The organism is Acinetobacter sp. YH1901134 (assembly GCF_013416965.1).
GTDB lineage: Bacteria > Pseudomonadota > Gammaproteobacteria > Pseudomonadales > Moraxellaceae > Acinetobacter > Acinetobacter amyesii.
Map to the genome: position 1 here is coordinate 21,662 of NZ_VPEW01000006.1, position 18,562 is coordinate 40,223.

The following is an 18,562-nucleotide window of genomic DNA, read 5'->3' on the forward strand; positions in this document are numbered from 1 at the left end:
AAAGTTTTTATAGTTTGTTTGGCTAAAAAACGCTCTATATATTGCTTAATAAATATAATAAATTGTGAAATACATCACATGTTGAATATAAAAAAGCCCCAAAATGGGGCTTTTTTATATTACAAAATATAACTTGTATTAGAAGCTGTACCCGACATTTAAACCATAAGCAATTGCGTGGTTATCTGCGAATCTGCCTGCAGGGGTATGTGCGCCCGTTACAGCATCAGCATCACCCAACCAGAAATATTTTATACCAGCACCGATGAAGTAATTTGTAGCAGGAGAGAAGCGTACACCTGTACCAATATTCCAATAACCTTCAGTTGGACCTAATGTTGTCACAGGGTTGCCTGCTCCAGAGTCCCAACCGATAGATACATTTGCAGCCCAACGATCTGTAAATTTACGACCAACACCAATGTTTGCAGAAATTTGATCATCTTTATAATCAATTAAGTTAAAACCATTTGGCTTAGTTGGAACCATACCAGATTGACCGAGTGTTTCACTAAGTTTTCCAAACTTGTAAGGTTGTACTTTAAATTTTGACCAATCTACCCAACGTACATTTGCAAATGCAACAGTGTTTTCCATAATACCTGTTTGGAAATCAATATTTACAGACTGTGGAGTCGTTAGCTCAGTTTCACCTTTTGCAGAGTTTATAACAGTCATTGCACCATTTAAAGCGTCATTTCCAGTCATTCCTACAGCATTAAAACGCTCATAGGCATTCATTTCATGATCAATTTCAGAGCGATAAGTTACAGAGGCTTTAAGCGCAATTTCTGGAATTTGATATGCAACACCCGCTAACCAACCAACGGATTCATCTTCACCTGTTCTAAAATCATATCCATTAAAAGCAGAATATGTTTTACCACGTAGAAGTACTGTGCCATCTACTGTTTGATATACAGCACCTGCATATACGTTCCAGTTCTCATTGGGTTGATAGCCAACCAATAAACTTAGATTTTGTGTATCTACAACAACAGATGTATTTCCTTGAAAAGGCAATGGACGGTTTTCAACAAAGTTATTTTGGCCAGAATATTCTGCATCTGCACCAAAGGGTTGGTCGTAGATTAAACCTACTGAAATTTTATCTGTCGCTTGGATTTTAAGTGCTGCATGAGGAAAATAATAATCACCCGCCATATCTGAAGCACTGTTTTTATCAGTGTCTTGTCCTGATACATTTGGATCTAGAATTGAAATACCAGCTTCTGCATAGTTACCAGGTTGTAAGAATGCAGAAATTGATTGGCCTGAACGGTCTAAACCACCAGCAATCGCTGTAGTTGCAGGCATTAAACTGATGATGATGGCTTTTGTAAGACTGTTAAGTTGCATACATTATCCCTGTTTGTAACTTTTGATGTTAATTCGGTGAGTGAAAGTAACATAAATAGAAAAACAGTAAATAAGAGTTGCTACTCTAAAAATGAACTGTATAAGTTAAAAAATAAGCAATGCTAGAGTAATTATTCTAGAAGGTGTTATTTATGTTTATGATTTATAAATAAAAAAATAGAGTATTTAACTTAATGTTTAACTTTGAACTTAAAAAATTCAAATGCTCAATCTATGAACATTTGAATTAAATTATTTTTACAATAGTAGATTGGATATATTTCCAATCTACTAATACCGAGAATTAGAAGCGGTAACCGATTTTTAGACCGTAAGCCCATGCATCGTTATCTTCAAATGATGCTACTGATTCATTTGTACCAAACATTGATGCAGGTTGTGCTTCAGCATCACCTAACATGAAGTATTTAACACCACCTGCGATAAAGTAGTTAGGCGCTGGGCTGAATTGTAAACCTAAGCCAACGTTCCAGTAGCCTTCAGTAGGACCAAGTGTTGATACAGGGTTGCCTGCACCAGAATCCCAACCTACAGAAACGTTACCAGCCCATTGTTCACTCAATTTACGACCTATACCAACTGTAGCATTGATTTGATCGTCAGAATAAGCAACAAGGTCAAATCCACCAACAGGACCACGACCAAGGGCACCTAATGTTTCAGATGCTTTACCAAAAGCGGTTGGGCGAATTGCAAAATTTGACCAATCTACCCAACGTACATTTGCAAATGCGACAGTGTCGGCCATGATACCAGTTTGAAAATCAAGGTTAACAGACTGCGGTGTGGTGATCTTAGTGTCAGCACGCGTTGAAAAAGCACCGCCTAGTAGAGCACTGCTTCCAGTTTCAGTGGTTGCAGCTTCGTGATCAATCTCAGAACGGTAAGTAATAGATGCTTTTAAAGCAATTTCTGGGATTTGGTACGCTAATCCTGCTAACCAACCAACGGCACTATCTTCTTTCATATTTGCATTATATAAACCGAGAGCTTGGTTTGCTCCATATGCAATACCGCGTAGTTGAACATCACCTTTTACTGTTTGATAAACACCACCGCCGTATATGTTAAAATTTTCAATTGGTTGAAAACCTAATATCATCGAGATATTTTGAGTGTTAACTTCGACTTCCGTTGTTTCGCCCATTAATTGGAATGCGCCAGGGTTACCTGCAACTGGTAGTGTTTGATCTGTTGCACTATATTTAGCTTCTGCACCAAAAGGTTGATCATATAGTAAACCAAAAGAAAAATTATCAGTTAGCTGTAATTTTAATGCTGCTTGTGGAAAATAGTAATCACCCGCCATGTCATCTAGTGATGTATTAGCAAGAGCTCCTAATGTTGGATTGCTTGCAGGAGCAGTGCTGTTCATCTTCCCAGAAACATTCGGATCTAAAACTGAAATACCTGCTTCAAAATAGTTCCCTGGTTGTAAAAATGCAGAAATAGATTGCCCTGAACGATCTAGTGCTGCTGCAAAAGCACCTGTCATTGGAACTGAAGCAAGAATCATGGCTGTAGCTAAAGTTTTTAATTTCATTCTTCGTCATTCCTTGAGATACGAATTTGATTTTTATGGTTACTGCATATATTCGTTATGGAAAACTTTTTAATACTCTTGGGCTTAATTGTTACTCCATGTGACAAAAATAGCACAATTAAAATAAGAGTAAATGCTCTAGATTAAAAAATATGATTGAAAAACGAACTATTTAGAGTAAATGTACTAATTAATACATATAACATTTTGATTATTATTTAATATTTTTAGTTACTGCATTATTTTCTAAACCTAAAAATAATTGAAAATATTTTGATATGGGCAGTCATAAATTGATTTTTTTGGCCTTATAGACCACGCCATGTGTCGTTTTTTGCATTGACAAATAGATGATTAGGGAATTTAAAAGTGCTATTCAATTCTTCTTAAAAAACAAACTCTCAAGAGTAATATCAGTAAAAACAAAGATTAAGTTAAAAAATTCAGAGATGAATTTTGAATTTGTAATTTAGATTTAAGAATTCTGAATTTAGTTTTATTGATAAATGTGAGTTGAACAAATCAGAGAGGTGAGGTGTCTAAAAAATTGTGCGCTCTGCGAGCCTAGAACTTTAGGTTTAAGGCTTTGATAATAAATGATTTAAATGATTGTATTTATTTGTTGGGTACTTATATGGGTACTTATTTCGGATAATGCCAATGTAGTAGGCCAAACAACTTAGAATGCAAAATGAGTGAACCATATACTTGCCGAAGGATTATACCTATTTTGTCCATAATCTAACGAATCTTCTCAGACTCTTTAACGCGTTGTTTAATACTTAATCTTTGTGAGTTAAAACCTTTTATTTTTGTGTACTAAAAATGAATAATTAGAGTTTTTGTGAAACAAAAAAACGTTCCACGGTATTGCATGTTTGTGGTATATGTTATTAAATAAACCAAGTAAAGGTAAGTGACTATTTATCTTTTACTGTCTTTAATAGTGTGTAAGTTATTGAATTTGAGAAAAATATGAAAGCCATCACAAAATTTCGACAATGTTAACTTAATTAGTGTTTTTACGCTGTTGGTTTTGTTGGATTTAATTTTAATATGTGAGGTGAAGTATGGAAAATAAAAAAAATACTGCGGTAGATTTTGCCAATTTAATTATTACCTATGTAAAAGATCTACCAAATCGCAAAGGTAGCTTAACTCCTATTAAACTACAAAAAATTCTTTACTACGTATATGTTGAATGTCTTGTAAAACATAACGTTAAGCTTTTTGATACCCCGATTGAAAAATGGAAATTTGGACCTGTGGTTAGCTCGGTTTATCATAATTTTAAAACGTATGGAACAAGTCATATTGCAGAGCCAACACCTAGTTTTGTTTTTGATTTAAATGAGGACGGCTTTCATTACGAAGAAATCCCATTTACTAAAGCTTCAGTTGAAATATGCCCTGAAGTAGAGAAAACAATTCGGCAGAAGGTTGCTGATTTAGTTGATCAAAATCCTTTTGATTTAGTTGAACAAACCCACAGAGAGTTGCCATGGAAGAAATTTGAACCACAAATTCTTAAAGGGGTACGAGGGTTGGTTTATTCAGACGAAGAATTAATTAATTATTTTACAAAAAATGCTGAGTAGAAAGTTTAATGATTAGTGGAGATGAGCTCCTTAGGCGATTTTTAAAGAGTTGTATTGAGAATCCTGCAGATGGGGCACATCTTGACGAACTACTCAAAGTTTTTTTAGGAGTTTTGCATTTTTATAGGTGTTTAGAGGGCTATCCGACTCCATATCATGATATCACTCAATTTATTTATAATTATAAAACTGAGATTAGAATTGATGATTTGAACCTTGTTATGGATGCGCTTGAACTGAAATTAGAAGATGTTCAGGATGAAAATTTTGCAAAATGTTTTAGAAAATTTAGACGTAATATTTTGCTCGCTGTAACTCAAAAATACTATATACAAAAAGTTGCTAGCGATGCATTGCAAGCTGCTCAAGATGCTTCAAATACAGCTAGTAATGCATTAAAGGCTGCTAATGTTGCTTTAAATGCTGCTAGTGATGCTGAAGATAAAGCAACTAGAGCTACAAATTTATCAGGTAGTGCAAAAGAAACATTAGTCCATGCTAAAAAAGCAGCTAAAAAAGCGGAAGACGTTTCTAGTGATGCGTTGAAGCTTGCTGGGGAGGCTCGCACACAAATTCAGGAAGCAAAAAAAACCTCAGAAAATATGATGGTTAACTATGTGACCATCCTTGGTATTTTTGCGACAATTATTATTACGGTATTTGGTGGCATTAATATTATCGGTTCTGCTGTTAAGCTATTAGAGGGTAGTGGTAAATTAGCATATTTGGTATTTGTCGTTTCTTTCTTAATGATATGCCTATTGACTCTAATCCGTACTCTCACAACATGGATTAGTGCATTGAGTAATTATAGAGAAGACAAAGTATTAGTTAGCAGTCCAAAAAGTTTTTATAAGACCTCTGTATGCGCATTTTTGATTGTTGTGATAGCTGCAGGAATCATGAGTTATTTTAATAAATCGCAAGAAGCGACACAAAATAATGTTGATAAAGATAAACATAATTCAAGCAATGTATTGTTTATGAATATAGGGAAATAAAGAAAATTTCATTTAGAAGCCTCCTTTGGGAGTTTTTTAAGTTTTAAGAAGATATTGATATTGACTAGTATTCTAGCTGGGGCAAGACCTAGAAGTTGATGAATTTGACTAGACATGTATGATCCATTGGCCAATCTGGAACTAACCTTCTATACTCAACCCAATGACATTTGAAATGTGAACGGGGGGAATTTAGAGGCTTGCTTTCAAGGTAGTGACTTAACTATTAATTGATAAAGTCCATCATTTGGATGGACTTCATTAACAGTTCTGATTTTCATTTTACAAGTTGTTGTGATGTTTTGAATAGCTGATATAGCACTGTCTTTAGGTGACTATATGGAGTGTAGATACTTGCTTACACTCCATAAAAATGCATTATTTATATGGGAAGTATTCAAAGCAATTTACGTTACTACCATGAACACGATTTTGTTCATAAACCATTTTCTCTGCTTTGATCGGAATAGTATCTACTTTTCTCTTTAAGAGTTGTTCTTAGTGAGTTGGGTATTTCAGTTCGCTGATAGTTTTTCATTGCAACGTTCATAGCAGATACGGCAGCACTTTCAGCTTCACATAATATTTTTATCTTTTGAAAGTTTTCTAAGTCATCACGATTTGCTTGAACAAATTCTGCAATTTTTTGATCAAATAGATCCTCATAGTATTTTAAAGCATATTTAACTTGCCCAGCTGACATTTCTGAATGGATTTTAGGTGCTGCATTAGCACTTGGACTTAATACTTTTCCTCTCATTAGTTCTGGATTATTGGTTTGAAGCATTGGGTTAAGCACGGAGGTAAATAAACCGTCTTTAACCTTCCCCCAATTAGCACCATCTGCGTAAGTTGTAGCACTAAGAGTTAAACCGATAGCTAAAATATAAAGTTTAGTTTTCATTGAAAATCAATTAAGTATTTATAAAGTATGTGAATTTATTACAACACTAATAGTTTTAAGGTTTATTATTAGTCTAATAGCTTTAGCTCTCAGAGAGCTTGGATAGCATTCTGTTGTTTAGCCGTTAAATGAGATTTTAGGTTTATAGTGGTACTCGTTCATTTATATATTGTGTCTTCATATAATTTATACTTACATGAGTCTTCTGATATTAAATTAAACTGCATCATATCGTAGACTGTTGTTAACATGCCTTCTGCTACTTCCTTAGTATCATGTGCAATTTGTAAATCATTATAGAATTCGGAGACTTTGAGCATATCTTGTAGATTGGTAAGCATTTTGCAGACCTGAAGCGAAAACTCCTGCCTATCGTTCTCAACATTGTTTTTTGCCGAGTCTTTAGCAAGGTTAAAGTCACTCAGTAGGCTTTTAGAAATCCTTTTAAATTGTTCCTGTCTTTCTTCAATAATAGGTTCATCTTCCACTTGTTCTGATTCTGCTTGTACTATTGAGATACTAGATACAGCTAATAAAGTGAGCAGGGCAGTTCTTAGTTTCATTTTATAAGTTGTTGTAAAACTTCTGATGATTCAGTATACCATTCACATTTTAATCTTGATAATAAATACTTATGAGCCGTTATATTTGGTCCAAGCTAAACAAGCTGCAAGTAGGTACATTCGTTGAATACTATATAAAGATGGAATTTGCTATGTATGGCTTCCAGGTCTATACATCTGAAGTTGATGATCGTGGTTTAGACTTTGTAGCACGTTATAAAAAATCTGATTTTCTTTCTATTCAGGTTAAATCTTTAAGAAAGGAGACAGGTTATGTATTTATGACCAAAAATAATTTTGAGCCTAATCCTAATCTTTATCTTGCACTTGGTCTTTTAAATGAGGGAGATATGCCTAAGCTGTATTTGATCCCTTCAACTGTTTGGTTAGAGCCTAATCCTCTATTTATAAGTCGTGATTATGGTGAAGATTACAAGAGCAAACCTGAGTGGGGATTAAATTTATCTAAAAAGAATATGCACATGCTTGAGCCTTATCAATTCGATAATATGATTCAGTCACTAGTAGATAGTTATGAACTAAAAATTGCTTCTAATACTTCTGAGAGCTTGGTATAGCACTCCGTTGTTAAGCCACTGAATAAGATTTTAGCTTAAATAAGATTTTAGCTTATAAGAGTGATTCGTTCATTTCTGTTTTGAAAGCTACTCTCATGTCATAGACTGCTTCTGCCGTATTAGGTAGTTCGAGTGGGGTCTACCATTCATAAGACATAGTTTTGACAGTACTGCATTGAGTAAGGATGTTATTTATTCTTATGCCTCGAATACAATAAGTTAAGTACCAACCCATGTCCTACAAAAAACCATCAAAGCAGCTTACAGATATTGAAAGCCAGGCCAATTCTAATCTTTGATTTGTCATTATTTATATATCTTCTTAGAAAACATTGCGATTCTGCGATTTACCTTTGAAAGCCTTATTTGGTAAGGCTTTCTATATCACAAGGAGGTTTTTGCGGTTCTGCGATATTGCGATTCATGGATTTGTATTGGTTTAAGTCTATTACCCTCTCAAAATATCTATTTTTAGAGGCAACAAGGGCAACCCAGGTAACATACTTGATATGACTAGGTTTCAGGCTGTTGCCTCATTCTTTTGGCCTGGGCAAAAAAACACTTTCAGATGTCTAAAATCCTCTATTTTATGACGTAACAAAGGTTATTCTATAAACACATTATGACGTAACAGTGGTTGCTTTATAGACAAATTATGACATAACAAAAATATTGGGAGCTAAAATTTACGGTGAGTAACAGTAGTTACGCACATAAAACAATCAACTTATAATTTATTGATCTGTTTAGAGCAGAACACCATTTAAGACACGAGTAATAGCATTACTGCTTGAGTACTCTAATGACATTCATGCGTTTTGTAAGAGATATAGGTGCCGGTTGCAGACAGCTGATGATTTGATATTTACGCTTGAAATTTAAACACATATCCATATATAACCAAGATAACTAATAATATTTTGTGAGGGTTATATGGGGTGGATTAAAGAAAAGTTATGGGAATTGAGCGATGTGCTTGAAGAGTTCCCGAAAGTCTATTGGTTGACAATGTTTTACGTGGCTTTAGCTGCAATATCGGTATTTATGTATGTGCCATTATTTAGCAAAATAGCGGACCTCAACTTGTTGGGCGCAACTCCGTTTAAGCAAACAATTATTGAGAGTTGGAATATGTTGCGATGGGGGCTAATTGTGTCCCCGATAACAATTCTATTAATTGGTTGGATTCATGCAGCTGATCTATATGAAAGATTAATGCGTAAAAGGTATGGGTATAGGTAATATAAATAGACCTCCTTCGGGAGGTTTTTTTAATGCTTGAAATATGGGCTTTAAGCTTAAGTGGCAGCATAAGCCCTCAGGCGGCTGAGGAAAAACTTAAAACAGTGTCCACTTTTACTAGACCACTACACCTTGCTACCCATCATAGATGAAGAGGACCAAAGTACAGGGTACACATGAAATGTACACTCTTTTAAATGCTTGATCGTTGCTTGACTAGTTTGAGGTGAATCTTGCTTATGGTGGTGACCAAAATCCTGCTTACTAAACAAAAAGCTGAATCCGCTTAATCTCTTTATTTGCTTGATTTGAACTTGCTTAGAGGGAATAAGGTGCCCCAATCCATTGTCACACAAAACATGTAGTCATAAAAATGCCTGAGCTTATCCCAGCATTGCCATAGTTTCCCATGGTCTTAAGTGCAACCCCGGATTAGATCCAGATGTAGTGCGTCCACATACATGCACATCGTTCACCCCTGACCGGTTTCACAATAATACCTGAAGACTGCACAGCCTCCTATACACAACCCAATGATATTTGAAATGTGAATGGACGGCATTCAAAATGCTACTCTAGGGCTTGGTACCATAAAGACTTATGCCATGTTTCGGCAGTTAAAAAGCATTCTTAAATTAAGCAAATAATGTGGGTAAATACTGCGATTAAATCATAGTGGTTATTAAATTTTTTATTAAGACGAGAGGTCTATAACCGATCTACAACTTTTGATGTGGTAACAGGAAAAGGCAAAAACAGGTTTTGATGTGGTAACAGTATTTTTTTGATGTAGTAACATAGTCCACGTATATAAAATAATCTAAAGTACGGACATACAGCCTATTTATATAATTTGTGAATTATCCGTAAAACCTATGATTAAGACCTGACATTTTCTTTGATATAAAAGCCTTTAAACCTCACAAAACTACACATTCAAAACTTGTTATTTAAATACTCCAGGCCAAACCCTATTAGATCCAAAATTTGAAAGGGTATATCCAAGATTGAATACACTACCAACAGTAGCGAAATTGAACGGCAACATTGGTTTATGACTTACACAGCTTCAACAGCATTTCAACGGACGTTCACAAAACGTTATTTTCTATTAGCTATTTTTCAATAAACTTTTGGATTTTATCCATGAATGCGTTATGGAATGCTATAGCTGCAGCATTGGCCTGGCGTTCATACATATCATGCTTAGCAACCATAGCCTTGAATGTTTTTGCATTCTTATTGAGTGGCTTATAAGTCTTCTTAAGGAATGGTATTTCTTCACGATCTAATGGCCATCCGAGTTTAATTCGCATTCGTTGCATATTAATTCTTGCTACATGCTTCTTATTGCACTGCTGAATGAGGTAGTTGAGCTTGTGACACTTTCTGCATTTAAATTGGCCATCAATCAAATACAGTTTTCCAGCGCGGTTACCACAATCATTACCAGGACATATAAACCAGTACCGGTGATTGCCGTAGTTGCATGGCGTGGTAGTTACTTGGATGTGCAACCGGTGATTAACACTATTTTGAGTAAAGGAAAGGATTAGAGTGCCGTGACGATACTCATAACCCATTGATGAGCTAATTTGGTTATCTAGTTTCCATACCCAAGTACCAGAGGCGCCGTCTACAAGCATATTGGATCTGGCCACAGTTCGACTATCTATATTCAGACAATCTTCGACCGTACGCTTACTTTCTCTTTTCATGCATAAAATCCGCAATAATTGCCAAAATAATCACACGAGATACCCCTCAATTGCATTTTTAAGGCCGTTTTAAGCATAAAAATGTATAAAAACAGCATAAAAATCACATCAATCACCCTTATTTACGCATAAAACACCATGTTTTATAGGGTGTATGTCAAGGTAATTAAAAAGCCATATACTTAATATGAATCAGTGTATTAGATCTCAAACGTGCAAAACACGTTGCATTATTTTACTAATGATTTAGGTCAGATTTGAATAAAAAAACAGGAACCGAGCCGAGAAAACACATAAAACATAATTATAGATGAGCGTATGGGCCTGGCATTCGTCAGGGTAAGGGGTGGTGATTTCCATCATAGCTAATGTTAAAACTTGGCCACATTTGAAATGCGACCAAGATCCATTCGAGAATTTACCTTGATGTACCTTGATGAAATCCAAGTCCATCAAAGTAGAGCTAAACAATACAACACATAGCTTTAAGGCCATTTAAGAGCGCTTTATGATTATGGTCTATCAAGGAAATGGGTACGGCGTAACACGCATCGATGTACCAGGCCGATTTTGCGACACGTAGAGACACGAAATGAATTTTATTAAAAGCAATGCAAGCCTTACAGTGCTTATGTTTGAGTGTGATTTTGGTAGCAAATTTAATACTGCGTTGTGTCTCAGAAACTCTTAATACAACCATGCAGCAAATAAGTTTTACCTTGATAAAATGGCACTTATTGAAAATGACTGTAATAACCAGTAGATAGGGCTTTGAGGCTGTTTTAATGGTGTTGTAGTCTAGCTTGATCCAGAAAATATTTAATAAGTCTTGTCCTGCAAGAAATACGGATTTTTCATAGAAGTACTTATACAGAATGAGAGTTTCATTAAATAAGATAAAGTCTTTCTCTAAAAGCCTTTCGGTGAAATTTGGTTTCATATTTTTGCTATATTCAGTCAACCTAAATTAATCTGCTTTATTGAGAATAACTATTGGAACTTAATTGCAATGTATTTATATTTAAAAAACAAAATCTTATTAAAAAAAGCTATTCATTAAGAGTTGATATATAAAATGCGCTTTACTAAAACTGGTCCTAATATTCCCGATGAATTAATTGAAGCACAAAAAAATGGTGAACTTCTATTTTTCTGTGGTGCGGGGGTCTCGGTTCCTGCTGGATTACCTACTTTTTATAGTTTAACGAAAAAAGTTGCTGAAGAATTACATGCACTAGATGATGAAAATAATGAGATTTCACAATTACTATTTAATTCTCAATTCGATAGAACATTTACAGCCTTAAAAAGAACTTATGGTGATGAGATTGTTGATTCTGTCTTATTGAAAGAACTAAAACTCAATAAAACTCCATTACTAAGGAATCATGAAAATCTTTTAAAACTTTCAATAAATGAAGAAAAGAAACCATTTCTTATAACAACAAACTTTGATCTACTTTTTGAGAAAGTGGATAAGAAAGTAAAATCTTTTGTTCCACCATATTTACCAGATCTTAAATCTAAAGAGCCGTTATCAGGCATTGTTTACTTACATGGTAAATGGATAGATCCAAAGAAAAATGAACCTAATAATCTTATTGTTTCATCTCAGGACTTTGGTAGTGCTTATTTATCCCATGGTTGGGCAACAAGATTTTTATCAAATTTATTGACACGTCGTACAGTCGTATTAATTGGTTATTCGGGAGATGATACTTTAGTTCGTTATTTACTTGAGGGACTAAATTCTGAAAATTCGGACAATAAAAATAAGATATATGCCTTTGAACGAGGAGAGCAAAGTAAAATCAGTCAAAAGTGGTCCCAGCTTGGTGCTATAGGTATTTCATATCCTAATCATGATGATCTATGGGATACAATCACAGAATGGGCAAAATATGCAGGAGATGATGATAAATGGAATACTCACATTTTTGAATTTAGTCAAAAAAGCCCAAAAGATTTAGAAGCATTTGAGAGAGGACAGGTTGCTAATTTTATTTCAACATTTAAAGGTGCTCAAAAATTTCAATTATTTCAGCCCACACCAAAAGCAGAATGGATTTATGTTTTTGATAAATATATCCGGTTAGGAAAACCTAAAAAAGTAGAAAATCAAACTGGTCAATATCTTATATTAGATCCTATCGATTTATATGGGATAGATACAGATTTTACTCGTTCAGATTTAGAGTTAATTCCTGATCATTTAAAAAATAATGTTGGTGAAGATTTCATTGATAATTTAAATAATGAGCACTCAGGTGAGTTAAGAGAAAGAATATCAAATTTACGATATCAACGGCTATGGGCTGTAAACTCAAGAATTACAAGTTTAATAAGATGGTTCGTAAAAGTTATTGAACAACCTTCAGGTATATGGTGGGTTGCTAATCAGAATAACTTACATCCATTAATAACCAGAGAAATTGAAGAGCGAATTACTAAAGAGCCTAATTCATTTTCTGAGAATGAATTAATTTTTTTCAGAAAAATAATACTAAGTCAAAAGCTACTAGAAAGACAACCTACAATAACTTGGTATGAATTAAAATTTATAGTAGAGAAAAATGGCAATGTATTTACTGAGTCAAACTTAAAGGATCTAGAGTCACTACTTGAACCAACATTGATAGTATGTAGAGATTTATCATATATCGCCTATTTGAACGCTGAAGAAGATGAGAATTTAAAGATAAATTTTAAAACTCAATTTATTGGTTTTTGTCATGATTCTATTAATGTTCACGATGACTCATTAATAAATGTTATTAATATAATCGTGGTTTCATTATTTAAATATATAAAATTGCTTAAATATACTTCTACAACTGTTAGTTCATTTTTGAATTTTGAATATCCTATTATAGCTCTTAATGATTTTGATAATGAAATGCGAGATGCTTATGAAAATACTGCAAAAATAATTGTTTGGTTAAGTCATTTGATTTATAGACAACTTCAGATAGATGAAAAGGAAATTTACGCGCTTTCTAAAGAATGGCCAAAAGATGATTCATATATTTTCAATCGTTTAAGACTATTTGTATGGGTGTATTCTCAAAATATTTATGAATTTGATATCGGGAAAAAAATTGAAAATTTCTCTGATGATTTTTTTTGGAGCTCTGTTCTAGAGGTGGACCTATTTAAATTTATTTCAAAAAAATGGGATAAAATACCTGAGGAAGATCGCATAATTATCGAAAATAAAATTATAAGATACTATCCAAATAATAAAGATTACGATGATGATTTATTTGAAAATAGAAGAATTTATCATACTGGTCGGTTACTAAAAAAATTAGTAATTCGAAAATAGGTTTATCAGAATCAGCTAAAAAATATTTATTAAAAATAGAATCATCTGATAAATGGAAAAATAGTTTTTTAGATGAAGAGCCATTTATTCCTGGTGTTATGTCAGGTTTAGTAAAGACTAATACATCTATAGATATGTTTGATTTAGGATTAATAACAGATTCAACAAAACTATTGGATGAAATAAAAAAAATTGAGAATGAGAGGAGTGTGATTTTTGAACAAAACAGACCATTTATTGGTTTAATACAAAAAGATATTCGACATGTTCTAAACATACTTTTCAAAGAACTTGAGTTGGGTAACTTTCGTGAAGATTTTTGGCAGCAATTATTTGAAAATATTCCTGAAAGTACAACCATAGAAGAGAAATTAATTGTGGCTAATGCAATATTTCTTTTACCAAGTGAAGTGATTTTTAATTGTCGCTTCAGTCTATCTAGATGGATTGATGAAACACTTGTAAATACCTGCATTTCAAATCATGGACTATTTTGGAAAGTATGGGATTATGTTTTCAATTCACTAAACACAATAGGTCCAGATGCAACAAAAAGTTCTATCGGTGAAGTTAAACGAGGAGGAAAAGTTATAAATGTATCTCGAAAAACTTTAGATTATGCTTTGAATTCACCTATTGGTAGATTAGTTTATTCACTATTTTCAACTTTTAATGCTTGGAAATTAGACACTAAGATTTATAGAAAAAATTATCTTTCAAGATTTGAATTAGCATTAAATAGTGTTGGAGAGGGGGCTGATCATGCTGCTGTAATGATAGCATATCGTTTTAAGTTCATTTTTTATCATTATAAACAATGGACTGAGTTTAATTTAATTCCACTTTTAAATATCGATAACCCTGTAAGTGAATCTGTTTGGCATGGCATAATGCTCGAGACACCTTCTCCCAAAGCATCATTAATTATAAAGCCTTATATAACTTCATTATTTAAAAATAAACCTGAATGGCTTGGTAGTGAAAAATTAAAAAATAATTTAGCAAAATATCTAGTTGTTGTAAGTTACTGGTCATATCCTAAAGCTAAATATTATTCTGATATCGATCTTAGAAATATGATCCGAAATTTTGATAATGATATGCTCTCACATACATTGTGGGTGTTACAGCAACTAGTAACTGAACAAAAAAACTGGACAACATTTGGACGACATTTTATTAAAAATATTTGGCCTAAAGAAATAATATTTCAAAATTCAAGAACGTCTGAACGATTACTAAATTTAATTTTAGAAACACCTGATAGTTTTCTAGATATTTATAAACACGTAATGCCCTATTTAGGAAAAATAGATTCAGGATCCTTATTTATGTTCAGATTGGTCAAAGATGATAAGATTTTCCTTTTGGAAAAATATCCTGAAGAAGTTCTTTTATTATTAGATAAAGTAATAGGTTCAAAAATTGAATATTATGATCATTTTTTGAAGGACATATTAGAAAAATTAATTTCAGCGAAACCAACTATTAAAAATCATCCATCATGGAGACGGTTAAAAGAAATAGCCGAAGATTAAAATCAATGAAATTGAGTAATTTTGCACTTAATTATCTATATATGTTATAGGAGTTGTAATCCTTAATATCTTCTTTCTTGCCAGCCATTTTGCTCTTATCCTGTTAGCCTGTATATGCGTCTGTTTTGCGGTGGACATGGTGGACTAAGTGGACATAGACAATTATCTATATGTTTTTAAAAAATTAATTTAGACCACCTGCATATCAATTGGCATCATAAAAAAGTGGACAGATAAAATAGAAGAAGTGGACAGAACAGAATGCACCGTATTATGTCCACCCTATGTCCACCTATTAATATAGAAATATTTATATAAAGTGGACAGAGTAATATTTATATATAACAGTGTATTAGCTATATAAATTCTTTCAATATCCACCTTGTCCACTACGTCCACCTTATAAATATTCTTTTCAGATTTCATTATCTAGGCTCTGCATAGCCTCTACACTGAAATGCATCATGCGTGGGCGCGTACCGTCAGGCAGGGTATTGCTGGACTTCTTCACATAGAGTTTTTTATCACCCTCAATAAACTCTTTAATCCAGCCATGTTTGATCAACGCTTTTTTGACGTTGGCTTCATTCATTCCGATACACATTTCCTTTTTAAACATGGTCGGTGATACCAGGTAGATCTTTTCTCCAGGATCATAGTAGCCGACACGGTTATGGATACGTTGCCGAACGACTTCACCATCTGCCTGTCTGATTATTGTTAGATCCTCAAATCGGCTGGTACCATTGGCCTCAAAGAATGCCTTGATATGCTCGAGCGTTTTGGTTTCTTCCATGTTTTCACCATTGCCTAAATTACCTAGCCAAGTGTTAAAACATTGCGCTACGGCCTCAAATGCACGTCCTTGCTGCCACCCTGTAATGCCAGCTTGTGTGGCCAGTTCTCCAGCTGCAGCTACGAGTGCGAAACGGCGTAAAACACGACTAGCTTGGCCATTCTTTATTTGGCTATGCTGCTCAATAAATCTATCCAGTAGGGCTTGGGCTTTCCCTATGGCGGCATCTTTATCCTGAGTCAGATACTCAAGCCACTTTATGCCAGCATGACCATAATGCTTTGATGCCAGTTCATTAATGCGATTACCAACGTCCTGAGGTGCTGTACCGTAGTTGATGCAATCAAATACGCCGTATCCTTTACCAGTATCACTAGGAATGTGTGCAAAGCGCAATAATAGCCCTGCATCTAGTTCAATACTGCCACGGCGCAAATGCTCCTCAAGGGTGACTTCACCAGTTGAGGTATACATAAGGCTAAACTGTTTGGCATCACGGTTTTTACCGGCCTTGCTACTTCGCGCTTTGCCTTGGCCACCGGTAAGCATATAGACAATATCTGATACAGCTTTCGGCACTGCTTGGCGTAACTCATCAAGGTTTAGAAAACTATCATTTCTTAACTCAGCTTCATTCTCTAAAGCGTTATCCGTGGTCCGCCATGACTTAGAGATATGCTTGGGACTGCCCCACACGCTGCATGATGCTTTGGTAATGGTGCTTTTGCCGTCCGTTGATGAGCCATAAATATGAAAGCCACCACTTTCTGCACCTAGGGGCAAAACCAATTGCCCGGAAAAGGCACATGAAAATGCCAGTACCGCTAAAGCATGAGGTTCAATCAGCCGGCTAAGTTCCTGCCATTCGTCAAAGGTCCCGGATACGGTATAGGGGCTTTTGCTGTCACTGTGAAAAAGCAGCTCTTCATCTTCACTATGGCCATAGGTTTTATTGGGAGTGGCGAAGCAGTGCCCATGCCATCCGGCACGATCGACACAGCGGAAACGTTGTTCTATCGGGTAGTCCTGAATGTAGTTAATAAATACATTTTTCTTATAGGCCTGGCGCGGTGGCATCAAGCCATGATTGGCAATAATCTTTAAGGCTTCCTGCGCTTCACCCATAAAATGCTCGTATGGGATTAGTAGCCGGTGTAAGGTATTGTCCTTATCATGAAATTGAATAACACGCTTCCAGTTATCATTATTAAGGCTCCGCGCTTCACCTAAGATAATGGCTGAATGACAGATAAAAGTGCGTGTCTGCTTGAGTTCGCCATCTTCATCGCGCTTTTCCTTAATCAGATATAGACCTGTGTCCAATATATGTAGGAATGCGCCGTCATCCATCCTGAAGGGCTTGGCTAAATGACCTTTAGGCAATAGCTTATTTGCAGGCAATTGCTCAATGGCTAACTGAATAAATGCTTTAACCTCTTCTACATCATCATCCTTATACAGCTCAGTTAGAAATGAACTTCCGTCGGATTCTGTATATTGATTTAGCAATCTAACAGCTGTGTTTTTCTCTAAGCTTTGGAATGCTTCCAGCTTGATATGTTCAGGGCGGACCGGCATATAAAGCTGACTATATCCAGCCTTTGACAGCTGATTAATCACAAAATGGATCTGCTCAAAATCAAACGGTTTGAGTGTTGTTGGTTTGGCGCACAAGGTAGGTAATATCACCAAAGCCACGGCGTAACCTGTTTGAGCAACCTTAAAGAAAGCTTCCAGGCCATAAGTAATGATAATGGGCTGATCTTTCTTTAAGTCGCCACAACATGCAAAACCTTTGGCCAATCCGTCTGGCATGACTTGCACACGTTGGCCATCCTGTAATACGGCGCATTGGATCTGCTCCAGATGGCCATTTACGATCGGAAAAATTAAAGGGTTGTGGTACTCAATCCCTTCAATTTCAATTTGAGCCTCATCAACATAAACCGGCAATGCTGGACTACCAAAATGCTGAATAATGGGATGCTCTAGATATTCAATTTGATTAGGTGAAAACTGCCGGCATTGCTTAATAATATCTGCAGGTGAGTCTAATAATGAGCTTCGAGAAATCATGCTTGTGACTCCTCGCATTCGGCCTGGTATTGCTGTTCAAGATTTTGGCTCAGATCGGCGGATTCTTGAATCATTGTATTGGTGATTGCAATGATGCGCTTTAAATTATTAAAGCAACTATCTGGAATATCATAGGTATTCCCTAGGTATTCTTTAAGGCTTTTAAATTCCTTAGAAATAACACTAAGCATGGTGCTGGTATCAGCCATTTGCTCATAAGCCAAAGAGTAGGCTTCGTATAAATCGCTAGAGCTATAAGTTGGGTTCTGTTTTTCTAAAGACGTATTTGTATTAGGCACG

At 34.9% G+C, this 18,562-nt stretch carries 13 protein-coding genes; 6 read left to right on the plus strand and 7 right to left on the minus strand.

Annotation, left to right across the window (positions count from 1 at the left end; all coding sequences use genetic code 11):
- Positions 1 to 138: 138 nt before the first annotated feature.
- Positions 139 to 1,359, minus strand: a complete 1,221-nt coding sequence (locus FTV50_RS07755) for an OmpP1/FadL family transporter (RefSeq protein ID WP_078193052.1) — start codon at positions 1,357 to 1,359, stop codon at positions 139 to 141.
- Between the two features lie 304 nt (positions 1,360 to 1,663).
- Positions 1,664 to 2,923, minus strand: coding sequence for an OmpP1/FadL family transporter (locus FTV50_RS07760; protein WP_078193051.1), 1,260 nt, complete (start codon positions 2,921 to 2,923; stop codon positions 1,664 to 1,666).
- A 1,070-nt stretch (positions 2,924 to 3,993) separates the two neighbouring features.
- Between FTV50_RS07760 and FTV50_RS07765 the strand changes: the two genes are divergently transcribed.
- Both FTV50_RS07765 and FTV50_RS07770 read left to right on the plus strand, forming a co-directional pair.
- Positions 3,994 to 4,521: a Panacea domain-containing protein gene (locus FTV50_RS07765; RefSeq protein ID WP_180024055.1), complete on the plus strand. Its 528-nt coding sequence runs from the start codon at positions 3,994 to 3,996 to the stop codon at positions 4,519 to 4,521.
- An 8-nt stretch (positions 4,522 to 4,529) separates the two neighbouring features.
- Positions 4,530 to 5,522: a hypothetical protein gene (locus FTV50_RS07770; RefSeq protein ID WP_180024056.1), complete on the plus strand. Its 993-nt coding sequence runs from the start codon at positions 4,530 to 4,532 to the stop codon at positions 5,520 to 5,522.
- A 436-nt stretch (positions 5,523 to 5,958) separates the two neighbouring features.
- Here the strand turns inward: FTV50_RS07770 and FTV50_RS07775 are convergent, their stop codons facing one another.
- Positions 5,959 to 6,426, minus strand: coding sequence for a hypothetical protein (locus FTV50_RS07775; RefSeq protein ID WP_257223875.1), 468 nt, complete (start codon positions 6,424 to 6,426; stop codon positions 5,959 to 5,961).
- Between the two features lie 158 nt (positions 6,427 to 6,584).
- Entirely contained in the window at positions 6,585 to 6,989 is a 405-nt protein-coding gene (locus tag FTV50_RS07780) for a hypothetical protein (RefSeq protein WP_180024057.1), read from the minus strand.
- 71 nt (positions 6,990 to 7,060) lie between these two features.
- Between FTV50_RS07780 and FTV50_RS07785 the strand changes: the two genes are divergently transcribed.
- Both FTV50_RS07785 and FTV50_RS07790 read left to right on the plus strand, forming a co-directional pair.
- A complete protein-coding gene (locus FTV50_RS07785; RefSeq protein WP_180024058.1) occupies positions 7,061 to 7,567 on the plus strand; it encodes a DUF4365 domain-containing protein in 507 nt (168 codons plus the stop codon).
- A 933-nt stretch (positions 7,568 to 8,500) separates the two neighbouring features.
- A complete protein-coding gene (locus tag FTV50_RS07790; RefSeq protein WP_180024059.1) occupies positions 8,501 to 8,809 on the plus strand; it encodes a hypothetical protein in 309 nt (102 codons plus the stop codon).
- A 1,115-nt stretch (positions 8,810 to 9,924) separates the two neighbouring features.
- Here the strand turns inward: FTV50_RS07790 and FTV50_RS07795 are convergent.
- Positions 9,925 to 10,527, minus strand: coding sequence for a hypothetical protein (locus FTV50_RS07795; RefSeq protein ID WP_180024060.1), 603 nt, complete (start codon positions 10,525 to 10,527; stop codon positions 9,925 to 9,927).
- Positions 10,528 to 11,602: 1,075 nt separating this feature from the next.
- Between FTV50_RS07795 and FTV50_RS07800 the strand changes: the two genes are divergently transcribed.
- A complete protein-coding gene (locus FTV50_RS07800; RefSeq protein ID WP_180024061.1) occupies positions 11,603 to 13,852 on the plus strand; it encodes an SIR2 family protein in 2,250 nt (749 codons plus the stop codon).
- A gap of 98 nt (positions 13,853 to 13,950) precedes the next feature.
- Positions 13,951 to 15,390, plus strand: a complete 1,440-nt coding sequence (locus FTV50_RS07805; RefSeq protein WP_180024062.1) for a hypothetical protein — start codon at positions 13,951 to 13,953, stop codon at positions 15,388 to 15,390.
- 415 nt (positions 15,391 to 15,805) lie between these two features.
- Here FTV50_RS07805 and FTV50_RS07810 read toward each other — a convergent pair whose 3' ends face one another.
- Positions 15,806 to 18,262, minus strand: a complete 2,457-nt coding sequence (locus FTV50_RS07810) for a DUF927 domain-containing protein (RefSeq protein WP_180024063.1) — start codon at positions 18,260 to 18,262, stop codon at positions 15,806 to 15,808.
- Entirely contained in the window at positions 18,259 to 18,561 is a 303-nt protein-coding gene (locus FTV50_RS07815; RefSeq protein WP_180024064.1) for a hypothetical protein, read from the minus strand. The genes FTV50_RS07810 and FTV50_RS07815 overlap by 4 nt, the downstream gene beginning before the upstream one ends.
- Position 18,562 lies beyond the last annotated feature (1 nt).

Excerpts from the sequence above, each read along its gene's own strand:
- FTV50_RS07785 (WP_180024058.1), top strand. The coding sequence starts at position 7,061 with ATGAGCCGTTATATTTGGTCCAAGCTAAACAAGCTGCAAGTAGGTACA.
- FTV50_RS07775 (WP_257223875.1), bottom strand. The coding sequence starts at position 6,426 with ATGAAAACTAAACTTTATATTTTAGCTATCGGTTTAACTCTTAGTGCT.
- FTV50_RS07790 (WP_180024059.1), top strand. The coding sequence starts at position 8,501 with ATGGGGTGGATTAAAGAAAAGTTATGGGAATTGAGCGATGTGCTTGAA.
- FTV50_RS07805 (WP_180024062.1), top strand. The coding sequence starts at position 13,951 with ATGTCAGGTTTAGTAAAGACTAATACATCTATAGATATGTTTGATTTA.
- FTV50_RS07755 (WP_078193052.1), bottom strand. The coding sequence starts at position 1,359 with ATGCAACTTAACAGTCTTACAAAAGCCATCATCATCAGTTTAATGCCT.
- FTV50_RS07760 (WP_078193051.1), bottom strand. The coding sequence starts at position 2,923 with ATGAAATTAAAAACTTTAGCTACAGCCATGATTCTTGCTTCAGTTCCA.
- FTV50_RS07800 (WP_180024061.1), top strand. The coding sequence starts at position 11,603 with ATGCGCTTTACTAAAACTGGTCCTAATATTCCCGATGAATTAATTGAA.
- FTV50_RS07765 (WP_180024055.1), top strand. The coding sequence starts at position 3,994 with ATGGAAAATAAAAAAAATACTGCGGTAGATTTTGCCAATTTAATTATT.
- FTV50_RS07770 (WP_180024056.1), top strand. The coding sequence starts at position 4,530 with ATGATTAGTGGAGATGAGCTCCTTAGGCGATTTTTAAAGAGTTGTATT.
- FTV50_RS07795 (WP_180024060.1), bottom strand. The coding sequence starts at position 10,527 with ATGAAAAGAGAAAGTAAGCGTACGGTCGAAGATTGTCTGAATATAGAT.
- FTV50_RS07780 (WP_180024057.1), bottom strand. The coding sequence starts at position 6,989 with ATGAAACTAAGAACTGCCCTGCTCACTTTATTAGCTGTATCTAGTATC.
- FTV50_RS07810 (WP_180024063.1), bottom strand. The coding sequence starts at position 18,262 with ATGATTTCTCGAAGCTCATTATTAGACTCACCTGCAGATATTATTAAG.